An 18650-nucleotide genomic window follows, 5' to 3' on the forward strand; every position below is an offset into this window, starting at 1 on the left:
CGAAGTCGATGGCGACCCCTGAGCGGTTCAGTTGTTGACCCGCGAGGTCAATAGCGAGGACAGCGGCCGGAACGGCTGCAACCATGCCCCCTGCTCGGGCAGCGAATCGAGGCCGATTCGCGGTAGCGGCTCCCGGAAAACACCAGGGATGTCCTCCAGGTCGACGAACTCCAAGGTATCCGACGCTAGCGCCCAGCTCGCATGTTCGCGAAATCCGAGCACCTGGACGGGGATGCCGTCACGGGCGATTTCTTCCAGCGGTTGTTTGAAGGCCTGCCCGTCGGCAGAAGCCAGCAGCAGACCGGCCAGACCCTCGCCGCGGCGCAGCGCGATGTGGTCCAGCATGTCGCTGTCGACGTCGCTGTCCTCGTCGATCTTCGGCTTGGCGAAGACCGCGAACCCCACGTTGCGCAGCGCCTCCACCCACGGCCGGACGACGTCGGCGCTGCCGGGTGCGATGTTGGTGAAGACCGTGGCCTCCGGCTCCAGCGAAACCTCGGGACGGCCGGCGGACAGCTCGGCGGTGCGCGTCAGCAGCCAGCGGCCCAGCGCGTCGAAGCGCGGCCGGTGCGCGGCCGTCGGCCTGCCGCCCAGGATCGAGCCGAGCCCCATGTCGAGGTTCGGCGCGTCCCAGACCAGCAGCACGCGGGCCGTCGCCTCGGCCGGGGTCGGCGTCTCGGGGGGCGCCACATCCTCGATCTGACCGATGTCCTCGGTGAGGCTCATGATCGCCTGCTCTCCCCGTAGGCGTTACCCGCAGGCGGGCGGTACACCCACATCACGTTCTCTCCCACAGCAGTTCGGCGACCGCGCTGCCGGCGTGCTGCGCCTTGCCTTCGTATTTGGTGACCGGTCGTTCGACGGAGATCGGAAGCGCGTCGGACGGGCTCACCCGGCGAAGCCGCGGTTCCGCGTCGCCGACCTCGGCGATCTGCTCGGCGTACCCGGCGTGGTCCGTCGCCGCGTGGAGGACGCCGCCGGGGCGCAGCCGGTCGGCGATCAACGCGACGGTGGCCGGCTGCAGCAGCCGACGCTTGTGGTGGCGCGCCTTGGGCCACGGATCGGGGAAGAAGACCCGCACACCGGTCAGTGAACCGGGTCCGAACATGTGCTGCAGCACGTCGACGCCGTCGCCGCGCACGAGCCGGATGTTGGGCACCCCGTCGCGTTCGATGCCGGACAGCAGCTGGGCCAGTCCCCGGCGGTACACCTCGACCGCGACGACGTCGAGATCAGGCTCGGCCTTGGCCATCGCCAGCGTCGAGGTCCCGGCCCCGCAGCCGATCTCCACCACCACGGGCGCCGACCGCCCGAACCACGCGTCGGTGTCCACCAACGGAGCGGGGACATCGCCGTCGCGCGCCTGCATGCCGATCTCGGGCCACAGCCGATTCCACGTGGCCTGCTGCGCGGCAGACAACGTGGTACGCCGCGTGCGGAAGCTGGTGACGCGGGGATAGCGGTGCTGCTGGCCGGCCGGTGGACGGGAAGCCTCGGGTCCCGAAGTCGACCCCTCGGCGACGTCGGGCCCGGGCAGCTGCATTCGTCCATGGTCGCTCATCGACAGTGGAGTACCCGCATCGTGGTACAGATTGATACCCAACAGTTGCCTTCGGCTGGTATCAGCGGCTATCCCCAGGGGCAGGCACGGCCGCTCCCACGACGCTGTGTGAGGTGTCACGATCGTCGAAGGCGGACCGGGGTGAGGTCGCCGCACCCACGACAAGGGGAAGGTCACCAGATTTTCGTCGACGCGCTGCTGCAAATCTCTGAAGAGCGCCGCGATCCGCGGCTGACGGCGATCATCAAGCGCCTCTGCGCGCCGACGCGGGTCGCGGTGTGGGGTCGCGAGGGCGTCGGCCGCGCGACGGTGGCCGCGGCGTTGACTGCCGCGGGGGTAGGGGTCGCACCAGACGGTGTCGCCGACGTCGATGTGCTGGTGATCGCCGAAGCCCTCAAACCCGAGGACCGGGCGCTTCTCGACGGGTCCGGCAGGCCCGCCGTCGTCGTCCTGAACAAGGCCGACCTCACAGGCTTCGGCGGGGCGGGGCCGATGGCGCACGCGTATCACCGGGCCGCGCGGTGTCGAGCCTTGACCGGGCTGCCGACGGTGCCGCTGGTCGCGCTGCTCGCCGACGTGAACCTGACCGGCGAACTGCACGATGCGCTGCGGACTCTGCTCGCCGAGCCTGCCGACGTGTCGTCGACCGACGCGTTCGTCGAGGCGCCCCATCCGCTGCCGCGGGAGGTGCGCGAGCGGCTGTTGGGCGCGCTGGACCGGTTCGGCATCGCCCACGCGGTGCTCGCGCTGGACCGGGGCGCGAGCGTCGATTCGCTACCGAACCACCTACGCAAGCTCAGCCAGCTCGACCGGGTCATCGAGCACATCGATGCGGCGGGCGCACCGCTGCGGTACCGGAAGTTGCATACCGCGGTGGCCCAGTTACGCGCGCTGGCAACGCAATCGGACGATCCACGGTTGAGCGACCTGTTGGCGGCCGACGACGCCGTCCTCGCGGCGATGACGGCGGCGGTGGGCGTCGTCGAGGCTGCAGGCGCGCGAGTCGACCGGGGCGACGACGCGGACGCTCATCTGCGCCGCGCCGCCCAGTGGCGGCGGTACGGCAACGGTCCCGTCAACGCGTTGCACCGGGCCTGCGCCGCCGACATCAGCCGCGGTTCGCTTCGCCTGCTCGGGCGGTCGCGATGACGGCGGACGTTACGAGCACCGATCAACTCGCGGCGGCCGATGCGGTGGTCGCCGACATCGAGCCCGGACTCGCCCCGCCTGCGGTGCGCGCCCGCGACGTCGTGCTGGTGACGGGTCCCTGGCTGGCGGGCAGCACCAGCGTGGTCGCGGCACTTCGGGAGCGGATGCCCGAGCACACCTTTGTCGAGGCGGATGATCTCGCCCAGACCGAAGCGCCCGCAGCCGTGGTATTCGTCGTGTCGGCGGTCTCGCCGCTGACCGAATCCGACTGTGAGCTCATCGATTTGGTGTCACGCCATACCGATCTGGTGGTCGGTGTGGTGTCGAAGATCGACACGCACCGCAACTGGCGCGAGGTGCTGGCTGCTGATCGCGCGCTGCTGGCCGAACGGTCGCCGCGCTACGCTCCCGTGCCGTGGGTGGGGGCGGCCGCCGCACCCGATCTGGGGGAGCCGCGCGTCGACGAACTCGTGGGCCTGCTCCGGCAGCGGCTGGCCGACCCAGAGCTGGTGCGACGGAACCGCTTGCGGGCGTGGGAAACTCGGCTCGAGTCGGTGATAAGCCAATACCGCGCCGACGGCGACGGCGCCCATCGACGCGCCCGCGTCGCGGCGCTGCACCAGAGTCGCGACGACATCGTGCGCAATCGGCGGGTCGCGAAATCCGAACGCAGCATGGCACTGCGCACCCAGATCCAGCAGGCCCGTATCCAGCTGGGGTACCTGGCGCGTAACCGCTGCACGTCGGTGCGGGCCGAACTCGCCGAGGATGCGTCCGCGCTGGGCCGCAGGGCACTCGGGGACTTCGAATCGCGGGTGCGTGAACGTCTCGGCGTGGTCGTCGGAGAGGTTGAGCAGGGCGTCAGCGCGCAGCTGGCCGACGTGGCGGCCCAAGTTGCGTTGACGGCTCCCGTGGTGTCCGACGCGCCGGCGGTCCCCGAGATCGCCCCGCCGCGGTTGAAGTCGCGGCGGCTGGAGACGCAGCTGACGATGATCCTCGGCGCCGGCTTCGGTCTGGGGGTGGCGCTGGGGGTCACCCGGTTGTTCACCGGCCTGGCCCCCGGTCTGACCGTTGCCGGTCTGGTGGCCGGTGGTCTGGTGGGGCTGGCGCTGACCGTGTGGGTGGTCGGCATCCGCGGGGTGCTGCAGGACCGGGCGGTACTGGACCGCTGGCTCACCGACGTCACCGGCGCGGTCAAGGCGGCGCTCGACGAACGTGTGGCGACGCGGGTGCTGGCCGCCGAGAGCGCGCTGGCAGCGGAGCTGGCCACCCGGGACGAACGCGAGGCCGCCACCGCTGCCGAACGGATCGCCGCGATCGACGCCGAACTGCGCCAGCACGCGCTCGAGACCGCACGGGCCGCCGCCGAGCGTGACCGCAGGCTGCCGTCGCTGCAGCGGGCACTCGACGCCGTTCGCGCGGATTTGTACGGGCGTGCGGATCCGGCGGGGAGCTCGGCGGACGGCCCCCTAACGAGCCGGGGTACCGATTTGTACAGTTGACACGCGTCAACTCACGGCGCTCGGGACGCAAAACGCCTGTGAAACAGGCTTCTGAATCGTTCCTGTGAGTGATCGGACACACTCCCGATTCACCGCGGGCTTCCCACCCGCGATAACCTCGGTATAGGGAGACCGCAGCGCTGCCTGTCCCTGTCTGGGCGGCGCATACGGAGCCTTGGGGCCTGGCAGCAACAGACACAGGAGATTTTCATGACCGCAGCGACCATCCCGGGTTTGGACACCGCACCGACGAAGCACAAGGGTCTGCTCGCTTGGGTTCAAGAGGTCGCCGAGCTGACGCAGCCCGACCGCGTGGTTTTCACCGACGGTTCTGACGAAGAGAACGCCCGACTGTGCGATCAGTTGGTGGCGGCGGGCACCTTCAAGAGGCTCGACGACAAGAAGAAGCCGAACTCGTACCTCGCGCTGTCCGATCCGTCCGACGTGGCCCGCGTGGAGTCGCGGACCTTCATCTGCACTGAGCGCGAAATCGACGCCGGTCCTACCAACAACTGGAAAGACCCCGCCGAGATGCGTGGCATCATGACCGATCTGTACCGCGGCTGCATGCGTGGCCGCACCATGTACGTCATCCCGTTCTGCATGGGTCCGCTCGGTGCCGAAGACCCCAAGCTGGGCGTTGAGATCACCGACTCCGAGTACGTCGTGGTGTCGATGCGCACGATGACCCGGATGGGTAAGGCCGCGCTGGACAAGATCGGCGACGACGGCTTCTTCGTCAAGGCGCTGCATTCGATCGGCGCGCCGCTGGAGCCGGGGCAGAAGGACGTGCCGTGGCCGTGCAACGACACGAAGTACATCACCCACTTCCCGGAGACCCGCGAGATCTGGAGCTACGGTTCGGGTTACGGCGGTAACGCGCTGCTGGGCAAGAAGTGCTACGCGCTGCGGATCGCCTCGGCGATCGCCCACGACGAGGGCTGGCTCGCCGAGCACATGCTGATCCTCAAGCTGATCTCACCGGAGAACAAGGCGTACTTTGTCGCCGCGGCGTTCCCGTCGGCGTGCGGTAAGACCAACCTCGCGATGCTGCAGCCCACGCTGCCGGGCTGGCGGGCCGAGACCGTCGGTGACGACATCGCCTGGATGCGGTTCGGCAAGGACGGTCGCCTGTACGCGGTCAACCCCGAGTTCGGCTTCTTCGGCGTCGCGCCCGGCACGAACTGGGACTCCAACCCGAACGCGATGAAGACCATCGAGGCCGGCAACACCGTGTTCACCAACGTCGCGCTGACCGACGACAACGACGTGTGGTGGGAAGGCCTCGAGGGGGACCCACAGCACCTGATCGACTGGAAGGGCCGCGACTGGGAACCGGGGTCGTCGGAGAAGGCCGCGCATCCGAACTCGCGCTACTGCACCCCGATCTCGCAGTGCCCGACGCTGGCGCCGGAGTGGGATGACCCGCAGGGTGTGCCTATCTCGGCGATCCTGTTCGGAGGCCGTCGCAAGACCACGGTGCCGCTGGTGACGCAGGCCCGCGACTGGCAGCACGGCGTGTTCATCGGCGCGACGCTCGGTTCCGAGCAGACCGCCGCCGCCGAGGGCAAGGTCGGCACCGTCCGCCGCGACCCGATGGCCATGCTGCCGTTCCTGGGCTACAACGTCGGCGACTACTTCGCGCACTGGATCGACATCGGCAAGCAGTCCGACGAGTCGAAGATGCCGAAGATCTTCTTCGTCAACTGGTTCCGCCGCGGCGACGACGGCCGTTTCCTGTGGCCGGGCTTCGGCGAGAACAGCCGCGTGATGAAGTGGATCATCGACCGTATCGAGCAGAAGGCGGGCGGCCGCACCACGCCGATCGGCATCGTGCCCACGGCCGAGGATCTCGACCTGTCGGGTCTGGATGTCGACGCCGCCGATGTGGACGCCGCGCTGGAGGTGAACGTCGACGAGTGGCGTCAGGAGCTGCCGCTCATCGAGGAGTGGTTCGAGTTCGTCGGCGAGAAGCTGCCCACCGGCATCAAGGACGAGTTCGACGCGCTCAAGCACCGCCTCGAGGCCGAGTAGCCCCTCGCGTCCTCCCTCCCTCCCGCCATCGCGAGCGTGCGCGTCTGCACATGACACGCCGCGCAATAGCGACACTTTGAGCACGCTCACCGCAGGGTGAGCGTGCTCAAGTGTCTGTCGGCGCCTTCTCGGACCGCCGGATCCGGTCGATGGCCTCGAGCGCGTACGCGGCCATCGCCGCGTTGCTCATGGCTCGGCCCTCGCGCGCGAGCGACTCGTACCGCTCACGGCCCAGCGTCTCGCGCAGAGCCGTCACTGTGTCGTGGATCTCCGGGTACGTCGAGCTGGCATCCGATTCGGCCACGAACGCGGCAGTCGTTGTAGCGGCCTCGTGATGCCCGAGTCGGTAGAGCAGGTTCGCCAAAATCAAGACGGGTGCCGACATCATGTAGAAGCCGCCCGAGTCGAAGTAGTTGCGGATGGCTTCGGACAGAAACCCGCACGCCCTTACCGGGTTTCCGCGAATCGTGGCGATCCGGCCGAGACTCACTGCGTGGATCGATGCGATCTGCCGGTTTCCGGTGTCCTGCGCGATCGACAGGCCGCGCAGGTGGGCGTCGTATGCGGCGTCGGGATCGACGTCACGGTAGGCGAATCCGTATGCGAGGAGCCCCGCGGAGCGTAGATGGGGGTTGTCCGTGGCTTCCGCGTCGGCGAGCAGGCCTTCGGTCTCGGCGATCGCCTCATCGACGCGACCGGAGATAACGAGAGCGAAAACCAGCGATTGCCTTGTGTACAGGCGGTTTTCGGGATCAGATGCGAGCAGTGCCCGGCAGCGTTCGACGCACCACCCAGGGTCTCTCATCATGTAGCCCGCGTGGATGGTGGCCTCCATCGAATCCGGCACCGGGTCGTACCGGCCGCTCTCCATGGCGGCGAGGGCGGCCCTCGAGTACCGGAGGTAATCATCGCTTCTCCCGCTTACCGAGCATTGGGCCGCTGCGACGTAGAGCATCGCCAGTTGCGGATGCTCTTCTTGGCGCGCCGGTTCGAGAACCTCCTCCGCCCACGAGACGGCCTCGAAGATCTCGGCCCAGTAGCCGATGAATGTGGTGAGTACGACGATGTCCACAGCCGCATCGAGGTCGGAGTGGTCGCTGGCCCAGCGAAAGGCGCTGCGCAGGTTGGGTAGTTCGGTGTTGAGCCAGGCGTGCGCCTCCCGCTGCCGGGGTCCGTCCCAGATGGCGATGAGATCCCGTCTGCGACCGGCGAAGTATCGGGCGTGCGCGGCGTGGGCGTCGTCTGCTCCGCCGGAGCTCACAAGCTGCTCCTCGGCGAATTGCCGGATCGTCTCCAGCATCGAGAACCGCGTCCGCCCCGAGGTCTGGTCGGCAACCAACAGCGATTTGCGGACCAGCGACTCGAGTGGGTCCAAGGTCGCGAACTTGTCGCGCGTGTGCGCCACCGCCGCTGCGCCGTCGAGGTCGAATCCCCCTGCGAATACCGAGCATCGGACCAGCAGGTCCTTCTCGTCTTCGTCGAGCAGATCGAAGGACCATTGCACGGCGGCGCGCAGGGTCTGGTGGCGTTCGAGGCCGCGCCGGGAGCCTACGAGCACCCGGAACCGATCGTCGAGATGATCGCGCAGTTCCGTGACGGTCACCGACATCAGCCGTGACGCCGCCAATTCGATCGCGAGCGGGATTCCGTCGAGTCGGCGGCAGATGTCGACGACGGCGTCGGCATCGGGTTCGAGCGTGACCGTCGGCGAATCCGCGGATGCCCTCTCGACGAAGAGCGTCGGGCCGCTCGACCGGACGTCGAGGGGTGGCACCGGGCGTAGTTGTTCGTCGTTGAGCCGCAATCCTTCCCGGCTCGTGGCGAGTACCGTGACGCTGTCCGTCGCATCGAGGATCTTGCCGATGATGTCGGCCGCCGCGTCGAGGACATGCTCGCAGTTGTCGAACAGCAGGAGCCGTATGCGCCCCTCCAACGCGGAGGCCACGCTGTCTGCGACGCTCAGCCCCGGCTGCTGGCTGAGACCGAGGACCGCGGCGACCGCGTCGGGTGCGGCGGCGGGATCGGTGACCGGACCCAGCTCGATCATCCACACCCCATCCGGAAACTCCGGTTGCAAACGGGCCGCGACTTCCTGTGCCAAGCGCGTCTTGCCGACGCCGCCGACGCCCGTGAGAGTCACCAGGCGATGCGATTTCAACGCGGTGGCCACTTCGGCCACTTCGGATTCTCGGCCCACGAAGCTGGTCGCGGGCGGGCGCAGGTTGCCCTGGCTCGTGTCGAGCGTTCTGAGCGGCGGGAATTCCGACCGCAGTCCTTCTGCCACGACCTGGAAGATGTCGACGGGCTTGGCGATGTCGCGTAGCCGCCGTGGACCGAGGGCGACGAGGTCGACTCCGGAGACGAGATCGGCCGTCGTCCGGTCGATCAGGAGTTGTCCACCGTGGCCGGCCGCCATCAGCCGCGCGGTGCGGTTGCACACCGCGCCGAAATAGTCGCCCTCCCGACATTCGGCTTCGCCCGTTGCGATGCCCATCCGCACCGGCAGGTGCAGCGACCGTTGAGCATCGACGGCCGCATCCACCGCTTGACGTGGCGAGGAGAACGCCGCACAGATGCCGTCGCCTGTGTGCTTGAACAACCAGCCGTCGTGCACCTCCACCGCATGGCGCATCGTGTCGTCGTGGGTGGCCAGGGCACGCCGCATCGCATCGGCGTCGGCTTCCCAACGTCGGGTCGACCCTTCGATGTCGGTGAACAGGAAGGTGACAACGCCGGAGGGTGCCGCTTGGAGCCCGCCATTCATCCGGTCACCGCCGCACCCCCATGTCCTGCGGATTCATGCTAAGTCGGTCGGCCCGGTAACGTACAGAATCGACCACTTGACACCTGTCAACTCGGCGCATCGTAGAGTCAGCCCATGCAGATCCGCGAACATGCCGAGGCGACGCCCGACAAACCCGCCGTCATCATGCATCCCAGTGGCACCACGGTGACGTTCGGCGAGCTCGAGGCGCGCGCCAACCGGTTGGCCCACCACTTCCGGCAGTCGGGGCTGGGGGAGGGGGACACCGTCGCTGTCCTGATGGAGAACAACGAACATCTGCACGTCGTCATGTGGGCGGCCCGGCGCAGCGGTCTGTACTACGCGGTGATCAACACGCACCTGACCGCAGCCGAGGCGGCCTACATCGTCGAGAACAGCGGCGCCAAGGCAGTCATCGGATCGCAGGCGATGCTCAAGGTGTGCGAGGAGCTGGAAGAGCACCTGCCCAACGGACTACCGGAGCTGCTGCTCATCGCCGACGACAACCTCGACGGCTGGCAGCGCTATCCGGAATGCGTCGCCGATCACCCGGAAACCCCCATCCCCGACGAGATCGAGGGTGACCTGCTGCAGTACTCGTCGGGAACCACCGGACGCCCCAAGGGGATTCGGCGCGAGCTGCCCCATGTCTCCCCCTCGCAGGCCGGCAATTTGCTGTCCGCCCTGTTGATGGCCATCCAGATGGACAGTGATTCGGTGTATCTCAGCCCGGCGCCGCTGTATCACACCGCGCCGTGTATGTGGACGATGTCCGCGCAGGCCATGGGCGCTACCACGGTGATCATGCGGAAGTTCGAGCCCGAGGAGGCGCTGATAGCCATCCAGAAGTACGGGGTCACCAGCGGGCAGTTCGTGCCAGCCATGTTCGTCCGAATGCTCAAACTGCCGGCCGAAATCCGTGATTCGTATGACCTTTCGTCCATCCGCAGAGTCGTACATGCCGCCGCGCCCTGTCCGGTCGACATCAAGAAGCAGATGATCGACTGGTGGGGTCCGGTCATCGATGAGTACTACTCCTCCTCCGAGGGCGCGGGCATCACCTTCATCACCGCCGAGGACTGGCTCAACCACCCGGGCTCGGTGGGCAAGCCGCTACTGGGTGAGGCGCATGTGCTCGGTGAGGACGGCGAGGAACTGCCGCCGGGACAGCCCGGTCAGATCTATTTCGACATGGGCCCAATGAGTTTCGTCTACCACAACGATCCGGTGAAGACGGCCGAATCGCGTGAGAAGCACGGGTGGGTGACGGTCGGCGACGTGGGCTATCTCGACGAGGACGGCTACATGTTCCTCACCGACCGCAAGCACCACATTATCATCTCCGGCGGGGTGAACATCTACCCGCAGGAGGCCGAGAACCTGTTGATCACTCATCCGAAGGTGTTGGACGCGGCGGTTTTCGGGGTTGACGACGAAGAGATGGGCCAGCGTGTCAAGGGTGTGGTGCAGACCGTCGAGCCCGCCGACGCGACCGACGAGTTCGCCGAGGAACTGCTCGAATGGCTGCGTGAACGCCTGGCGCACTACAAATGTCCGCGGTCCATCTCGTTCGAGGCCCAACTGCCACGTACGGAGACCGGCAAGATGCTCAAGCAGGAGCTGATCAAGAAGTACTCGTGACACACGTCGAGTTGCCATCGGGCATCGTCGTGGCGATCGAATCGCCCACGGACGACGCCACATTCACCCTGTCCGAACAAAACTCCGACGACAGCCGGGTCGTCACGGTGACCTCGGTGGCCGACGCCCTCGCCGAAGTGACGGAGCGGTGCGCCCAGTGGCCGCACGCCGCGGGCATCTGCGACGACGTCCTTCGCGCCGTCGACCCGGCCGCCCCCGCGTTCGGCGGCGTCATCACCGAGTCGCTGGCGTACTCCACGCTGCAGGCTGGGCCGGAGTTCGCGCGTTGGCTCGACGAGCGCGGACCCTCGCAGGTCCCCGAGATCCCCGATCCCGTTGTGGCCGAACGTATCGACGACACCGTCTATGTGCGGTTCAACCGGGTGCGGCGGCACAACGCGTTCTCCACCGACGCCCGCGGCGCGCTGCTGGAGGCGCTCGAGGTGGCGCGCGTCGACCCGTCGGTCACCGAGGTGGTCCTGTCCGGCAACGGGCCGTCGTTCTGCAGCGGTGGGGATCTCGCCGAGTTCGGGAGCTTCCTCGATCCCGCGAGCGCACACTTCGCCCGCACCCGCTACAGCCCCGCGCTGGTGCTGGCCGAGCTGACCGACCGCCTCGGCAACCGCTGCCGCGCGCGAGTCCACGGTCAGGTGCTCGGCAGCGGATTGGAGATGGCGGCGTTCTGTGGCCACATCGAGTCGAGCCCGAGCGCCCTTTTCGGGTTGCCGGAACTCAGCCTCGGGCTGATCCCCGGCGCAGGCGGAACGGTGAGTATCACTCGCCGGATCGGCCGTTGGCGCACAGCGTATCTGGTGTTGTCGGGCCAAACCATCGATCCGCCGACGGCGTTGCGGTGGGGGCTCGTCGACGAGATCGCTGGTCAACCCGAGCGGCGCAACGTCACCCGGTAGGTGTACTGCTCGGGCAGAAAATGGCTGACCGACAACTCGATCGGTCGGCCTTGCGCGTCTGAGTACAACCGGTCGACGCGCAACATCGGATGACTGGGCTCGCACCGGACGGCGTCCGCCACCTCGGCATCGGCGGGTGCGACGGTGATCGACTGTGCGGCTTCGACGATCGGTGCGCTCAGATGCGGCTCGAGCAGTCCGATGACGGTCTGCGTGCCGACCGCTCCGTCGGCCAGTTCCGGCGAGTCCGCCACCGCCGCCGCGACCGTCGGCGCCAGATGCACCGTGGTCAGCACGAACGGCACCCCGGGGTCGGTGCCGTGCAGCCGCCGGAACACCACCGTGTACACGATGTCGTCGTCGAGCCTTAGCCTGCTGGCGGCTTCGACGTCGACCCTGCGTCGCAGTCCGTTGAGCACCTTCATGGTGGTGTCGTCGGACAGGCTCATCAGGTCCTCGATCGAGCCGAACTGGCGCAGGTACCGCCGTCCCGAACCGCTTGCGTACGTGCCGCGGCCCGGCACCCGGTACACCACACCATCGGCGACCAGATCCTGAAACGCCCGGCGCACAGTCTGTCTCGACAAGCCGTGAGCAGCAACGAGTTCCGATTCCGTCGGCAACCGCGCGCCGTCGCGGTAGCGGCCGGCCGCGATCTGTTCGCGCAACTGGTCGCGCAGGGTTCGGTACGCCGGCGCGGGCTTCATCGCCTACAGGCCGCCTCGTGCCACCAACTGTGAGGCGATGACGTTGCGCTGGATTTCGTTGGTGCCCTCGCCGACGATCATCAGCGGCGCGTCGCGGAAGTACCTTTCGACGTCGTACTCGGTGGAATAGCCGTAACCGCCGTGAATGCGGACCGCGTTCAGTGCGATCTCCATCGCGACCTCGGAGGCGAACAGCTTGGCCATCCCCGCCTCCATATCGCAGCGTTCGCCGCTGTCATAGCGCTCGGCGGCATACCGCGTCAGCTGGCGGGCAGCCGTGAGCTTGGTGGCCATGTCGGCCAGGTAGTTGCCGATCGACTGGTGCTTCCATATCGGTTGGCCGAAGCTCTCGCGCTCCTGGGCATACCGCAGCGCATCCTCCAACGCGGCCGTCGCCACGCCCAGCGCTCGCGATGCGACCTGAATACGCCCCGTCTCAAGGCCTTTCATCATCTGCGCGAAGCCCTTGCCCGGCTCCCCGCCGAGGATCGCCGACGCCGGAACACGGCAGTCCTCGAAGATCAGTTCGCACGATTCGACGCCCTTGTACCCGAGCTTGGGCAGATCCCGCGACACCGACAGCCCCGTCATACCCTGCTCGACGAGAACCACCGAGATCCCCTTGTGGCGCGGGGTCGCCCCCGGATCGGTCTTGCACAACAGTGCGATCAGCCCGGATCTGCGCGCATTGGAGATCCAGGTCTTGGATCCGTTGATGGTCAGGCCGTCGCCTTCGGACGGCAGCGCCGTCGTCGACATGTTCTGCAGATCGGACCCGCCGCCCGGTTCGGTCAGCGCCATCGTGGCGCGGATCTCACCCGTCGCCATCGGGGGCAGGTAGCGGCGCTTCTGCTCTTCGGTGCCAAACAGCACCAGCAGCTTGGCGACGACGGTGTGCCCGCCCATCGCCCCGGCCAGGCTCATCCAGCCGCGTGACAGCTCCTGGGTCACCTCGACGTAGCAGGGCATCGACACCGGCGAACCGCCGTACTCGTCGGGGATAGCCAGACCGTAGATGCCGATCTGCTTCATCTGCTCGATCCACGCCTCGGGATATTCGTTGGCGTGTTCGACGTCGCGCACTTGCGGTTTGACCTCGCGGTCGATGAAGGCCCGCACGGTGGCGACCAGCATCGTCTCTTCCTCATTCATGTACGGCCATATTGACACTTTGTGCGGCCCAATGCCAGAGTGGGCTCCCGTGAGCGGCCCGTACTTCGACGACCTGCACGTGGGGCAGGTTTTCGACACCGCGCCGCCGATGACGTTGACGTCGGGTGCGGCCGCGGTGCATCAGTCGATCGTCGGCGATCGTCTGCGGCTGGCGCTCGACGGCGAGTTGGCGACGGCGGTCACCGGTGCGGCCGGTCCGCTGGCGCATCCGGCGCTGGTCTGTGACGTCGCGATCGGCCAGACCACGCTCGTCACCCAGCGGGTGAAGGCCAATTTGTTCTACCGCGGCTTGGTCTTTCACCGGTTCCCCGTCATCGGCGACACCCTGTTCACCCGCACCGAAGTGGTCGGACTCAAGGAGAACTCCGTCAAGCCGGACCGGGCGCGGACCGGATTGGCCGCGCTGCGGATGACGACCGTCGACGAGCTCGGCCGCCTGGTGCTCGATTTTCACCGCTGCGCGATGCTGCCGCTGCGCGACGGTGCCGGCGAGACGGGGCACGCCGACGACCTGTCGACGATCGGCGCTGAGACCCCGCCCGTACCCGATCCGACCTCGGACTGGGACGCCGAGGCCTACCGCGCGAAGGTACCTGGGGCCCACTTCGATCCCGGATTCGCGGGGGCGGTGCTGCACAGCACCGGCGACGTGGTGAGCAGCGCACCCCAGCTGGCTCGACTGACGTTGAACATCGCTGCGACACACCACGACTGGCGGGTCAACAACCGTCGGCTGGTCTACGGAGGCCACACGATCGGGCTGGCGCTGGCTCAGGTGACGCGGCTGTTGCCCAACCTTGTCACCGTCCTCGGCTGGCAGTCCTGCGATCACACCGGGCCGGTGTACGAAGGGGACACGCTCTACAGCGAGGTGCACATCGAGAAGGCCGAGCCGCTTGCGGACGGTCGCGGTGGCGTGCTGACGGTGCGGTCGGTGGTGTATGCGGTCGATGACCAGGATCGCAACGTGCTCGATTGGCGCTTCACCGCGCTGCAATTCTGAGCCGCGCCCACCCCCGGCGGCACCCGGTTGTGAAGTTGGCGACAATGGGGAGCGTGACGTCGACGATGTTGGCTGTCCCCACCGCCGTGCTCGACCGGGCCGGACGGGTAGCCGACGCCTTCGCAACCTTCACCGGCGTCGAGGTCGACGCCGCCGAGCTGATCGGCGGGCGTGCTGCGCTGCTGGGCCTTTCGCCTGCCGGTCAGGTGTCGGCGGGCGGCGCGACGCGCCTGATGCGCAGCCATGACAGTTGGTGTGCCCTCACGTTGGCGAGGCCCGACGACATCGCCGCGGTTCCCGCGCTGATATCGGCCGACGAGGTCGACGATCCATGGCAGGCGGTCCAGGACTGGGTCGCCGAGAACGACTGCGCCGACATGACCGAGCGCGCCCGCCTGCTCGGCCTGCCGGCGGCGGGCCTCGCCGAGACCCCTCCCCAGGCTCCGCGGGTGTACCCGTTCGGCGCGGCCACAGCGACGCGGGGCCCTGCTGATCTCTTGGTCGCGGACTTGTCCGCGATGTGGGCCGGACCGCTGTGTGGACGGTTGCTCTCGTCGGCGGGTGCGACCGTGGTCAAGGTGGAGAGCGCCGCACGACCCGACGGCGCCCGCAACGGGCCGCAATCGTTCTTCGACTGGATGAACACCGGAAAACTCTCCTACAGCGTCGATTTCGACGAGCCGTCCGGTTTACGGGCGCTGCTGGCCGCCGCCGACGTCGTGATCGAGTCGTCGCGGCCGGCAGCGTTGGCTCGTCGCGGCCTCTCCCCGACGGACGTGGCACCGCGTGACGGCCGGGTGTGGCTGCGGGTTACCGGCCACGGCACCGACGGCGACCGCGACAACTGGGTCGCGTTCGGCGACGACGCCGCCGTGTCGGGCGGCCTGGTCTGTGGCGAGCCCGACGAGCCGGAGTTCTGCGGCGACGCGATCGCCGACCCGCTGACCGGGCTCGAGGCAGCACTGGCCGTCGCGCAGTCGTTGCGCAGCGGCGGAGGGGAGCTGATCGAGATGTCGATGGCCGCAGTCGCCGCCACCTATGCGCAGTTACCGCGGGACGACCAATCACCCTGTGGCGCAGCGCCGCAACTGTCGGCAGCCGCGCAACCGCTCGGGGCGGACAACGAGGAAGTGGAGCAGCTGATCGACCAGCGACGGCCTGCGTCTTGCTGATCCAGCGCGCGACGCTTCTCGACGGCACTTCCGTCGACATCCGGGTGGCCGAAAAGATCGTCGCCGTCGAGCCGGAGCTGGCGCCTATTCGCGGCGAGCCGGTCTACGACGCGGCCGGTCGCACTGTCATACCGGGGCTGCACGATCACCATGTCCATCTGCGTTCCGCCGCAGCGGCTTTACGCTCCGTGCGGGTCGGTCCTGCCGAGGTGCGCAACCGGGCGGAACTGGCCCGTGCGTTGGCGGATGCGAAGCCCGGTGCCGATGGCTGGGTCAGGGCGGTGGGCTATCACGAGGCGGTCGCGGGTCACCTGGTCCGCACCGTTCTCGACGAGGTGGCGCCGTCGGTTCCGGTCCGCGTGCAGCACCGCAGCGGTGTGCTGTGGACGCTGAATTCGGCGGGACTGGTCCGTGTGGGAATGGCTGAACACCCCGACGGACGCTTGCGCAGTGCCGACCGCTCCTGGTCGGATAGTCTGCAGCGCAACGAGAGCGGTCTGGGTGAGGTGAGCGAGCGGCTCAGCGGCCTTGGCGTCACGGGCGTCACCGACGCCACCCCCGACCTCGAGATCGACGACATAGTGCGGCTTTTGGAGGCCCACCGCCACGGGGAACTGCGCCAGCGCGTGCTGTGCCTCGCACCGGGCAAGCGGATTCTGCACGATACCGACCTCAGCCTCGACGGTCTCACCTCGTGGATCTCCGAGCGGCACGGCGAGGGTGCACCGGTCGCCGTGCACTGTGTGACCGCCGCACAACTCGTCGTCACGCTCTCCGCGCTACAGGCGACCGGAACGCTTCCGGGGGACCGTATCGAGCACGCATCCGTCGTGCCCGACGACGGCATCGGCGCCCTCGCCGCGAGCGGCGTGACCGTGGTGACGCAGCCGAACTTCGTCGCCGAGCGCGGCGATCAGTACCTCGACGACGTGCCCGTCGGCGAACACCATGAATTGTGGCGCGTCGCTTCGCTGTTGCGTGCGGGCGTGCCGCTCGTGCTGTCGACCGACATGCCGTTCGGCGAGGGCGACCCGTGGGCGACGATGCGTGCCGCGGTGCGACGGATGACCGGCAGCGGCGCGGTGCTCGGCGCGGACGAACGCATCACCGCGCTGGAAGCGCTCGGCATGTTCTTCGGTACCGGGCATGACCCGCTGCAGCGCCGAACCGTCGCGCCCGGGCAGCCGGGCGATCTGGTGGTGCTGGAACCGTCGCCGCGCGACGTGCTCGAGACATTGGCGTCGGACATGGTCGCCGCCACCGTGATCGCGGGCGAGGTGGTGTTGGACCGCGGGTGACTCAGGCGGCCGCGGGTGCCAACGCCCGCTGTAGCATCGCGCACTGACTGTCGAAGAACTGTTGTGAAACAGAGGCTTTGGGCGCGATGCCGTCGAATCCGTGGAACGCGCCCTCGACGATCTCGACGTCGCACGGCACTCCGGCGGCCTTGAGTCGTTCGGCGTACTCGAGATCCTCGTCGTGGAAGAGGTCCAGCGTTCCGACCCCGATCCACGCGGGCGGCAAGCCGGCCAGGTCGTTTCTGCGCGCGGGCACGGCCACGGCGGGATCGGCGTCGCCGAGGTAGGCCGCCCAGCCGAACTTGTTGCTCGACTTGTTCCACAGTCGAATCCCGGGGTTGTCCAGTTCGCGGCGGTCCACGGTGCGGTCGTCGAGCATCGGATACACCAGCAGCTGGGCCGATGGCGTGACCTCTCCGCGGTCGCGCGCCAGCAGCGCCAACTGGGCCGCCAAACCGCCGCCTGCGCTGGCGCCCCCGATCGCGACACGGCTTGAGTCCACCGACGGCAGCGCCACCAACCACTTCAGCGCCGAATAGCAGTCCTCCACCGCGGCCGGGTAGGCGTATTCGGGCGCCAACCTATAGTCGACGGAGGCCACCGTGACCCCCAGGCGCCGGGCGAACCGCCGGCACAGCTCGTTGTCCTGGCCGGGATGGCCGATGAGATAACCCCCGCCGTGAATCCACAACAGCGCGGGGCCCTTTCGCATGGCCCCTGGCGGCCGGTACAGCCAGACATCGACTCCCGACGGCAGGGTCAGTGCCTCGACATCGCGGGGCACTTTGCGCCACATGCGCCGGGTCACCATGCGCACGATCGGCAGCGTCGCGGGTGTGATCACCTGCTTGGGGGCGAGGCGGGCGGCGCGGCGCAGGTCGGGATGGAAGTCGGTGAACGGCACCCGACAAGTATTACGTCACCGGCAGCCGAGGGGTGCGCCATATTGTTTATACAAACAGACTTGTATAAACTAACGGCAGCTCGTGGTAGGAGACGCCGTGACGCACAAGTCAGCCCCTTATGTCGCACTGGAGCATGAACACCGCGAGATCGACCGCGCGATCGAGGACTTCGTGGGCAAGCTTCGGGCCGGCGTCCTCGAAACCGAAGTGCTCACCTGGGCGCTGGACAAGCTGCGCCGCCACATCTACCTCGAAGAGGTCATCGTGTTCCCGCCGATCCGTGAGGCCGGGATGGTGATGCCGATCTTCGTGATGATGCGTGAGCACGGCCGATTGTGGCGGACCATGGACACATTGGACGGCCTGCTCGCAGCGTCTGACACCGACCGGATCGAGGCGGCCTGCGGCGTACTGCTGGATCAGTTGCACGAGCACAACTCTAAAGAAGAGCCAATTATCTACCCGCACATAGACATTGATCTCACCGCGCATATGCGCGCGGAGTTGACTCGGTCCGTCGAATCGGGCCGCGCTCCCGGGGGATGGGTCTGCCGGCACGCCAGTGTTGTGGGCGCAATGTCCGGTCCGGCCGATGAGAACTGAACTGCTGATCAAGTCAAGGAGGCGTCATGCGTGTCGTAGTGGATCGCGATCGGTGTGAGGGCAATGCGTTCTGCGTGAAATATGCGCCCGAAGTGTTCGAACTCGACGACGACGATTACGCGGTGGTGATCGCCGACCCGGTACCGCCCGAGTTCGAGGCGCACGCGGCCAAGGCCGTCGACGAATGCCCGCGCGCGGCGATCACCCGCCACGACTGAGGACCTTCC

The 18650-nt window shown here is 67.8% G+C and carries 16 protein-coding genes; 10 read left to right on the top strand and 6 right to left on the bottom strand.

Features of this window, described 5'->3' with window-relative positions; genetic code table 11:
• Positions 1 to 27: 27 nt before the first annotated feature.
• Together A5759_RS00630 and trmB are read right to left on the bottom strand one after the other, a co-directional pair.
• Positions 28 to 726 carry an NYN domain-containing protein gene (locus A5759_RS00630; protein ID WP_066848165.1) on the bottom strand — a complete coding sequence of 233 codons (699 nt, stop codon included), beginning with the start codon at positions 724 to 726 and terminating at the stop codon, positions 28 to 30.
• A gap of 52 nt (positions 727 to 778) precedes the next feature.
• On the bottom strand, positions 779 to 1561 hold the full coding sequence (gene trmB, locus A5759_RS00635) for a tRNA (guanosine(46)-N7)-methyltransferase TrmB (RefSeq protein WP_082961894.1): 783 nt from the start codon (positions 1559 to 1561) through the stop codon (positions 779 to 781).
• Between the two features lie 141 nt (positions 1562 to 1702).
• Between trmB and A5759_RS00640 the strand changes: the two genes are divergently transcribed.
• From A5759_RS00640 to A5759_RS00650, 3 genes are all read left to right on the top strand, one after another.
• Positions 1703 to 2710, top strand: a complete 1008-nt coding sequence (locus A5759_RS00640) for a hypothetical protein (RefSeq protein WP_369816147.1) — start codon at positions 1703 to 1705, stop codon at positions 2708 to 2710.
• The gene (locus A5759_RS00645) at positions 2707 to 4212 is read left to right on the top strand and encodes a hypothetical protein (RefSeq protein WP_068192557.1); all 1506 of its coding nucleotides are present in this window, start codon (positions 2707 to 2709) and stop codon (positions 4210 to 4212) included. The genes A5759_RS00640 and A5759_RS00645 overlap by 4 nt, the downstream gene beginning before the upstream one ends.
• Positions 4213 to 4422: 210 nt before the next feature.
• Positions 4423 to 6246 carry a phosphoenolpyruvate carboxykinase (GTP) gene (locus tag A5759_RS00650; RefSeq protein ID WP_068192563.1) on the top strand — a complete coding sequence of 608 codons (1824 nt, stop codon included), beginning with the start codon at positions 4423 to 4425 and terminating at the stop codon, positions 6244 to 6246.
• A 106-nt stretch (positions 6247 to 6352) separates the two neighbouring features.
• On the opposite strand, the gene A5759_RS00655 is transcribed toward A5759_RS00650, so the two are convergent.
• On the bottom strand, positions 6353 to 9010 hold the full coding sequence (locus tag A5759_RS00655) for an adenylate/guanylate cyclase domain-containing protein (protein ID WP_068192565.1): 2658 nt from the start codon (positions 9008 to 9010) through the stop codon (positions 6353 to 6355).
• A 114-nt stretch (positions 9011 to 9124) separates the two neighbouring features.
• On the opposite strand from A5759_RS00655, the gene fadD4 reads away from it, so the two are divergent.
• Positions 9125 to 10651, top strand: coding sequence for a fatty-acid--CoA ligase FadD4 (fadD4, locus tag A5759_RS00660; protein WP_068192568.1), 1527 nt, complete (start codon positions 9125 to 9127; stop codon positions 10649 to 10651).
• A complete protein-coding gene (locus A5759_RS00665) occupies positions 10648 to 11562 on the top strand; it encodes an enoyl-CoA hydratase/isomerase family protein (protein ID WP_068192570.1) in 915 nt (304 codons plus the stop codon). Before fadD4 ends, A5759_RS00665 begins: the two co-directional genes overlap by 4 nt.
• Here the strand turns inward: A5759_RS00665 and A5759_RS00670 are convergent.
• Complete coding sequence (locus tag A5759_RS00670) at positions 11532 to 12269, bottom strand: GntR family transcriptional regulator (RefSeq protein WP_068192574.1); 738 nt, start codon at positions 12267 to 12269, stop codon at positions 11532 to 11534. The genes A5759_RS00665 and A5759_RS00670 overlap by 31 nt on opposite strands.
• A gap of 3 nt (positions 12270 to 12272) precedes the next feature.
• Positions 12273 to 13421: an acyl-CoA dehydrogenase family protein gene (locus A5759_RS00675; protein WP_068192577.1), complete on the bottom strand. Its 1149-nt coding sequence runs from the start codon at positions 13419 to 13421 to the stop codon at positions 12273 to 12275.
• A 31-nt stretch (positions 13422 to 13452) separates the two neighbouring features.
• On the opposite strand from A5759_RS00675, the gene A5759_RS00680 reads away from it, so the two are divergent.
• Genes A5759_RS00680 through A5759_RS00690 form a run of 3 tightly spaced genes read left to right on the top strand, consistent with a single transcriptional unit; the run spans position 13453 to position 16915 of the window.
• Positions 13453 to 14445, top strand: a complete 993-nt coding sequence (locus A5759_RS00680) for a MaoC family dehydratase (protein WP_197505911.1) — start codon at positions 13453 to 13455, stop codon at positions 14443 to 14445.
• 44 nt (positions 14446 to 14489) lie between these two features.
• Positions 14490 to 15617, top strand: a complete 1128-nt coding sequence (locus A5759_RS00685) for a CoA transferase (RefSeq protein ID WP_068192584.1) — start codon at positions 14490 to 14492, stop codon at positions 15615 to 15617.
• Entirely contained in the window at positions 15611 to 16915 is a 1305-nt protein-coding gene (locus tag A5759_RS00690; RefSeq protein WP_068192588.1) for an amidohydrolase family protein, read from the top strand. Before A5759_RS00685 ends, A5759_RS00690 begins: the two co-directional genes overlap by 7 nt.
• A gap of 1 nt (position 16916) precedes the next feature.
• Here the strand turns inward: A5759_RS00690 and A5759_RS00695 are convergent, their stop codons facing one another.
• Positions 16917 to 17819, bottom strand: a complete 903-nt coding sequence (locus A5759_RS00695; RefSeq protein WP_068192591.1) for an alpha/beta hydrolase — start codon at positions 17817 to 17819, stop codon at positions 16917 to 16919.
• Between the two features lie 97 nt (positions 17820 to 17916).
• On the opposite strand from A5759_RS00695, the gene A5759_RS00700 reads away from it, so the two are divergent.
• Positions 17917 to 18423, top strand: coding sequence for a hemerythrin domain-containing protein (locus tag A5759_RS00700; RefSeq protein ID WP_231984493.1), 507 nt, complete (start codon positions 17917 to 17919; stop codon positions 18421 to 18423).
• Positions 18424 to 18449: 26 nt separating this feature from the next.
• Positions 18450 to 18641: a ferredoxin gene (locus A5759_RS00705; RefSeq protein WP_066848112.1), complete on the top strand. Its 192-nt coding sequence runs from the start codon at positions 18450 to 18452 to the stop codon at positions 18639 to 18641.
• Positions 18642 to 18650 lie beyond the last annotated feature (9 nt).

It is taken from the genome of Mycobacterium sp. 852014-52144_SCH5372336 (genome assembly GCF_001665615.1).
Classification (GTDB): Bacteria; Actinomycetota; Actinomycetes; order Mycobacteriales; family Mycobacteriaceae; genus Mycobacterium; species Mycobacterium neumannii_A.

Coding starts and splice junctions, on each gene's coding strand:
- A5759_RS00630 (WP_066848165.1), bottom strand. CDS start 726: ATGAGCCTCACCGAGGACATCGGTCAGATCGAGGATGTGGCGCCCCCC.
- trmB (WP_082961894.1), bottom strand. CDS start 1,561: ATGAGCGACCATGGACGAATGCAGCTGCCCGGGCCCGACGTCGCCGAG.
- A5759_RS00645 (WP_068192557.1), top strand. CDS start 2,707: ATGACGGCGGACGTTACGAGCACCGATCAACTCGCGGCGGCCGATGCG.
- A5759_RS00650 (WP_068192563.1), top strand. CDS start 4,423: ATGACCGCAGCGACCATCCCGGGTTTGGACACCGCACCGACGAAGCAC.
- A5759_RS00655 (WP_068192565.1), bottom strand. CDS start 9,010: ATGAATGGCGGGCTCCAAGCGGCACCCTCCGGCGTTGTCACCTTCCTG.
- fadD4 (WP_068192568.1), top strand. CDS start 9,125: ATGCAGATCCGCGAACATGCCGAGGCGACGCCCGACAAACCCGCCGTC.
- A5759_RS00670 (WP_068192574.1), bottom strand. CDS start 12,269: ATGAAGCCCGCGCCGGCGTACCGAACCCTGCGCGACCAGTTGCGCGAA.
- A5759_RS00675 (WP_068192577.1), bottom strand. CDS start 13,421: ATGAATGAGGAAGAGACGATGCTGGTCGCCACCGTGCGGGCCTTCATC.
- A5759_RS00680 (WP_197505911.1), top strand. CDS start 13,453: ATGCCAGAGTGGGCTCCCGTGAGCGGCCCGTACTTCGACGACCTGCAC.
- A5759_RS00685 (WP_068192584.1), top strand. CDS start 14,490: ATGGGGAGCGTGACGTCGACGATGTTGGCTGTCCCCACCGCCGTGCTC.
- A5759_RS00705 (WP_066848112.1), top strand. CDS start 18,450: ATGCGTGTCGTAGTGGATCGCGATCGGTGTGAGGGCAATGCGTTCTGC.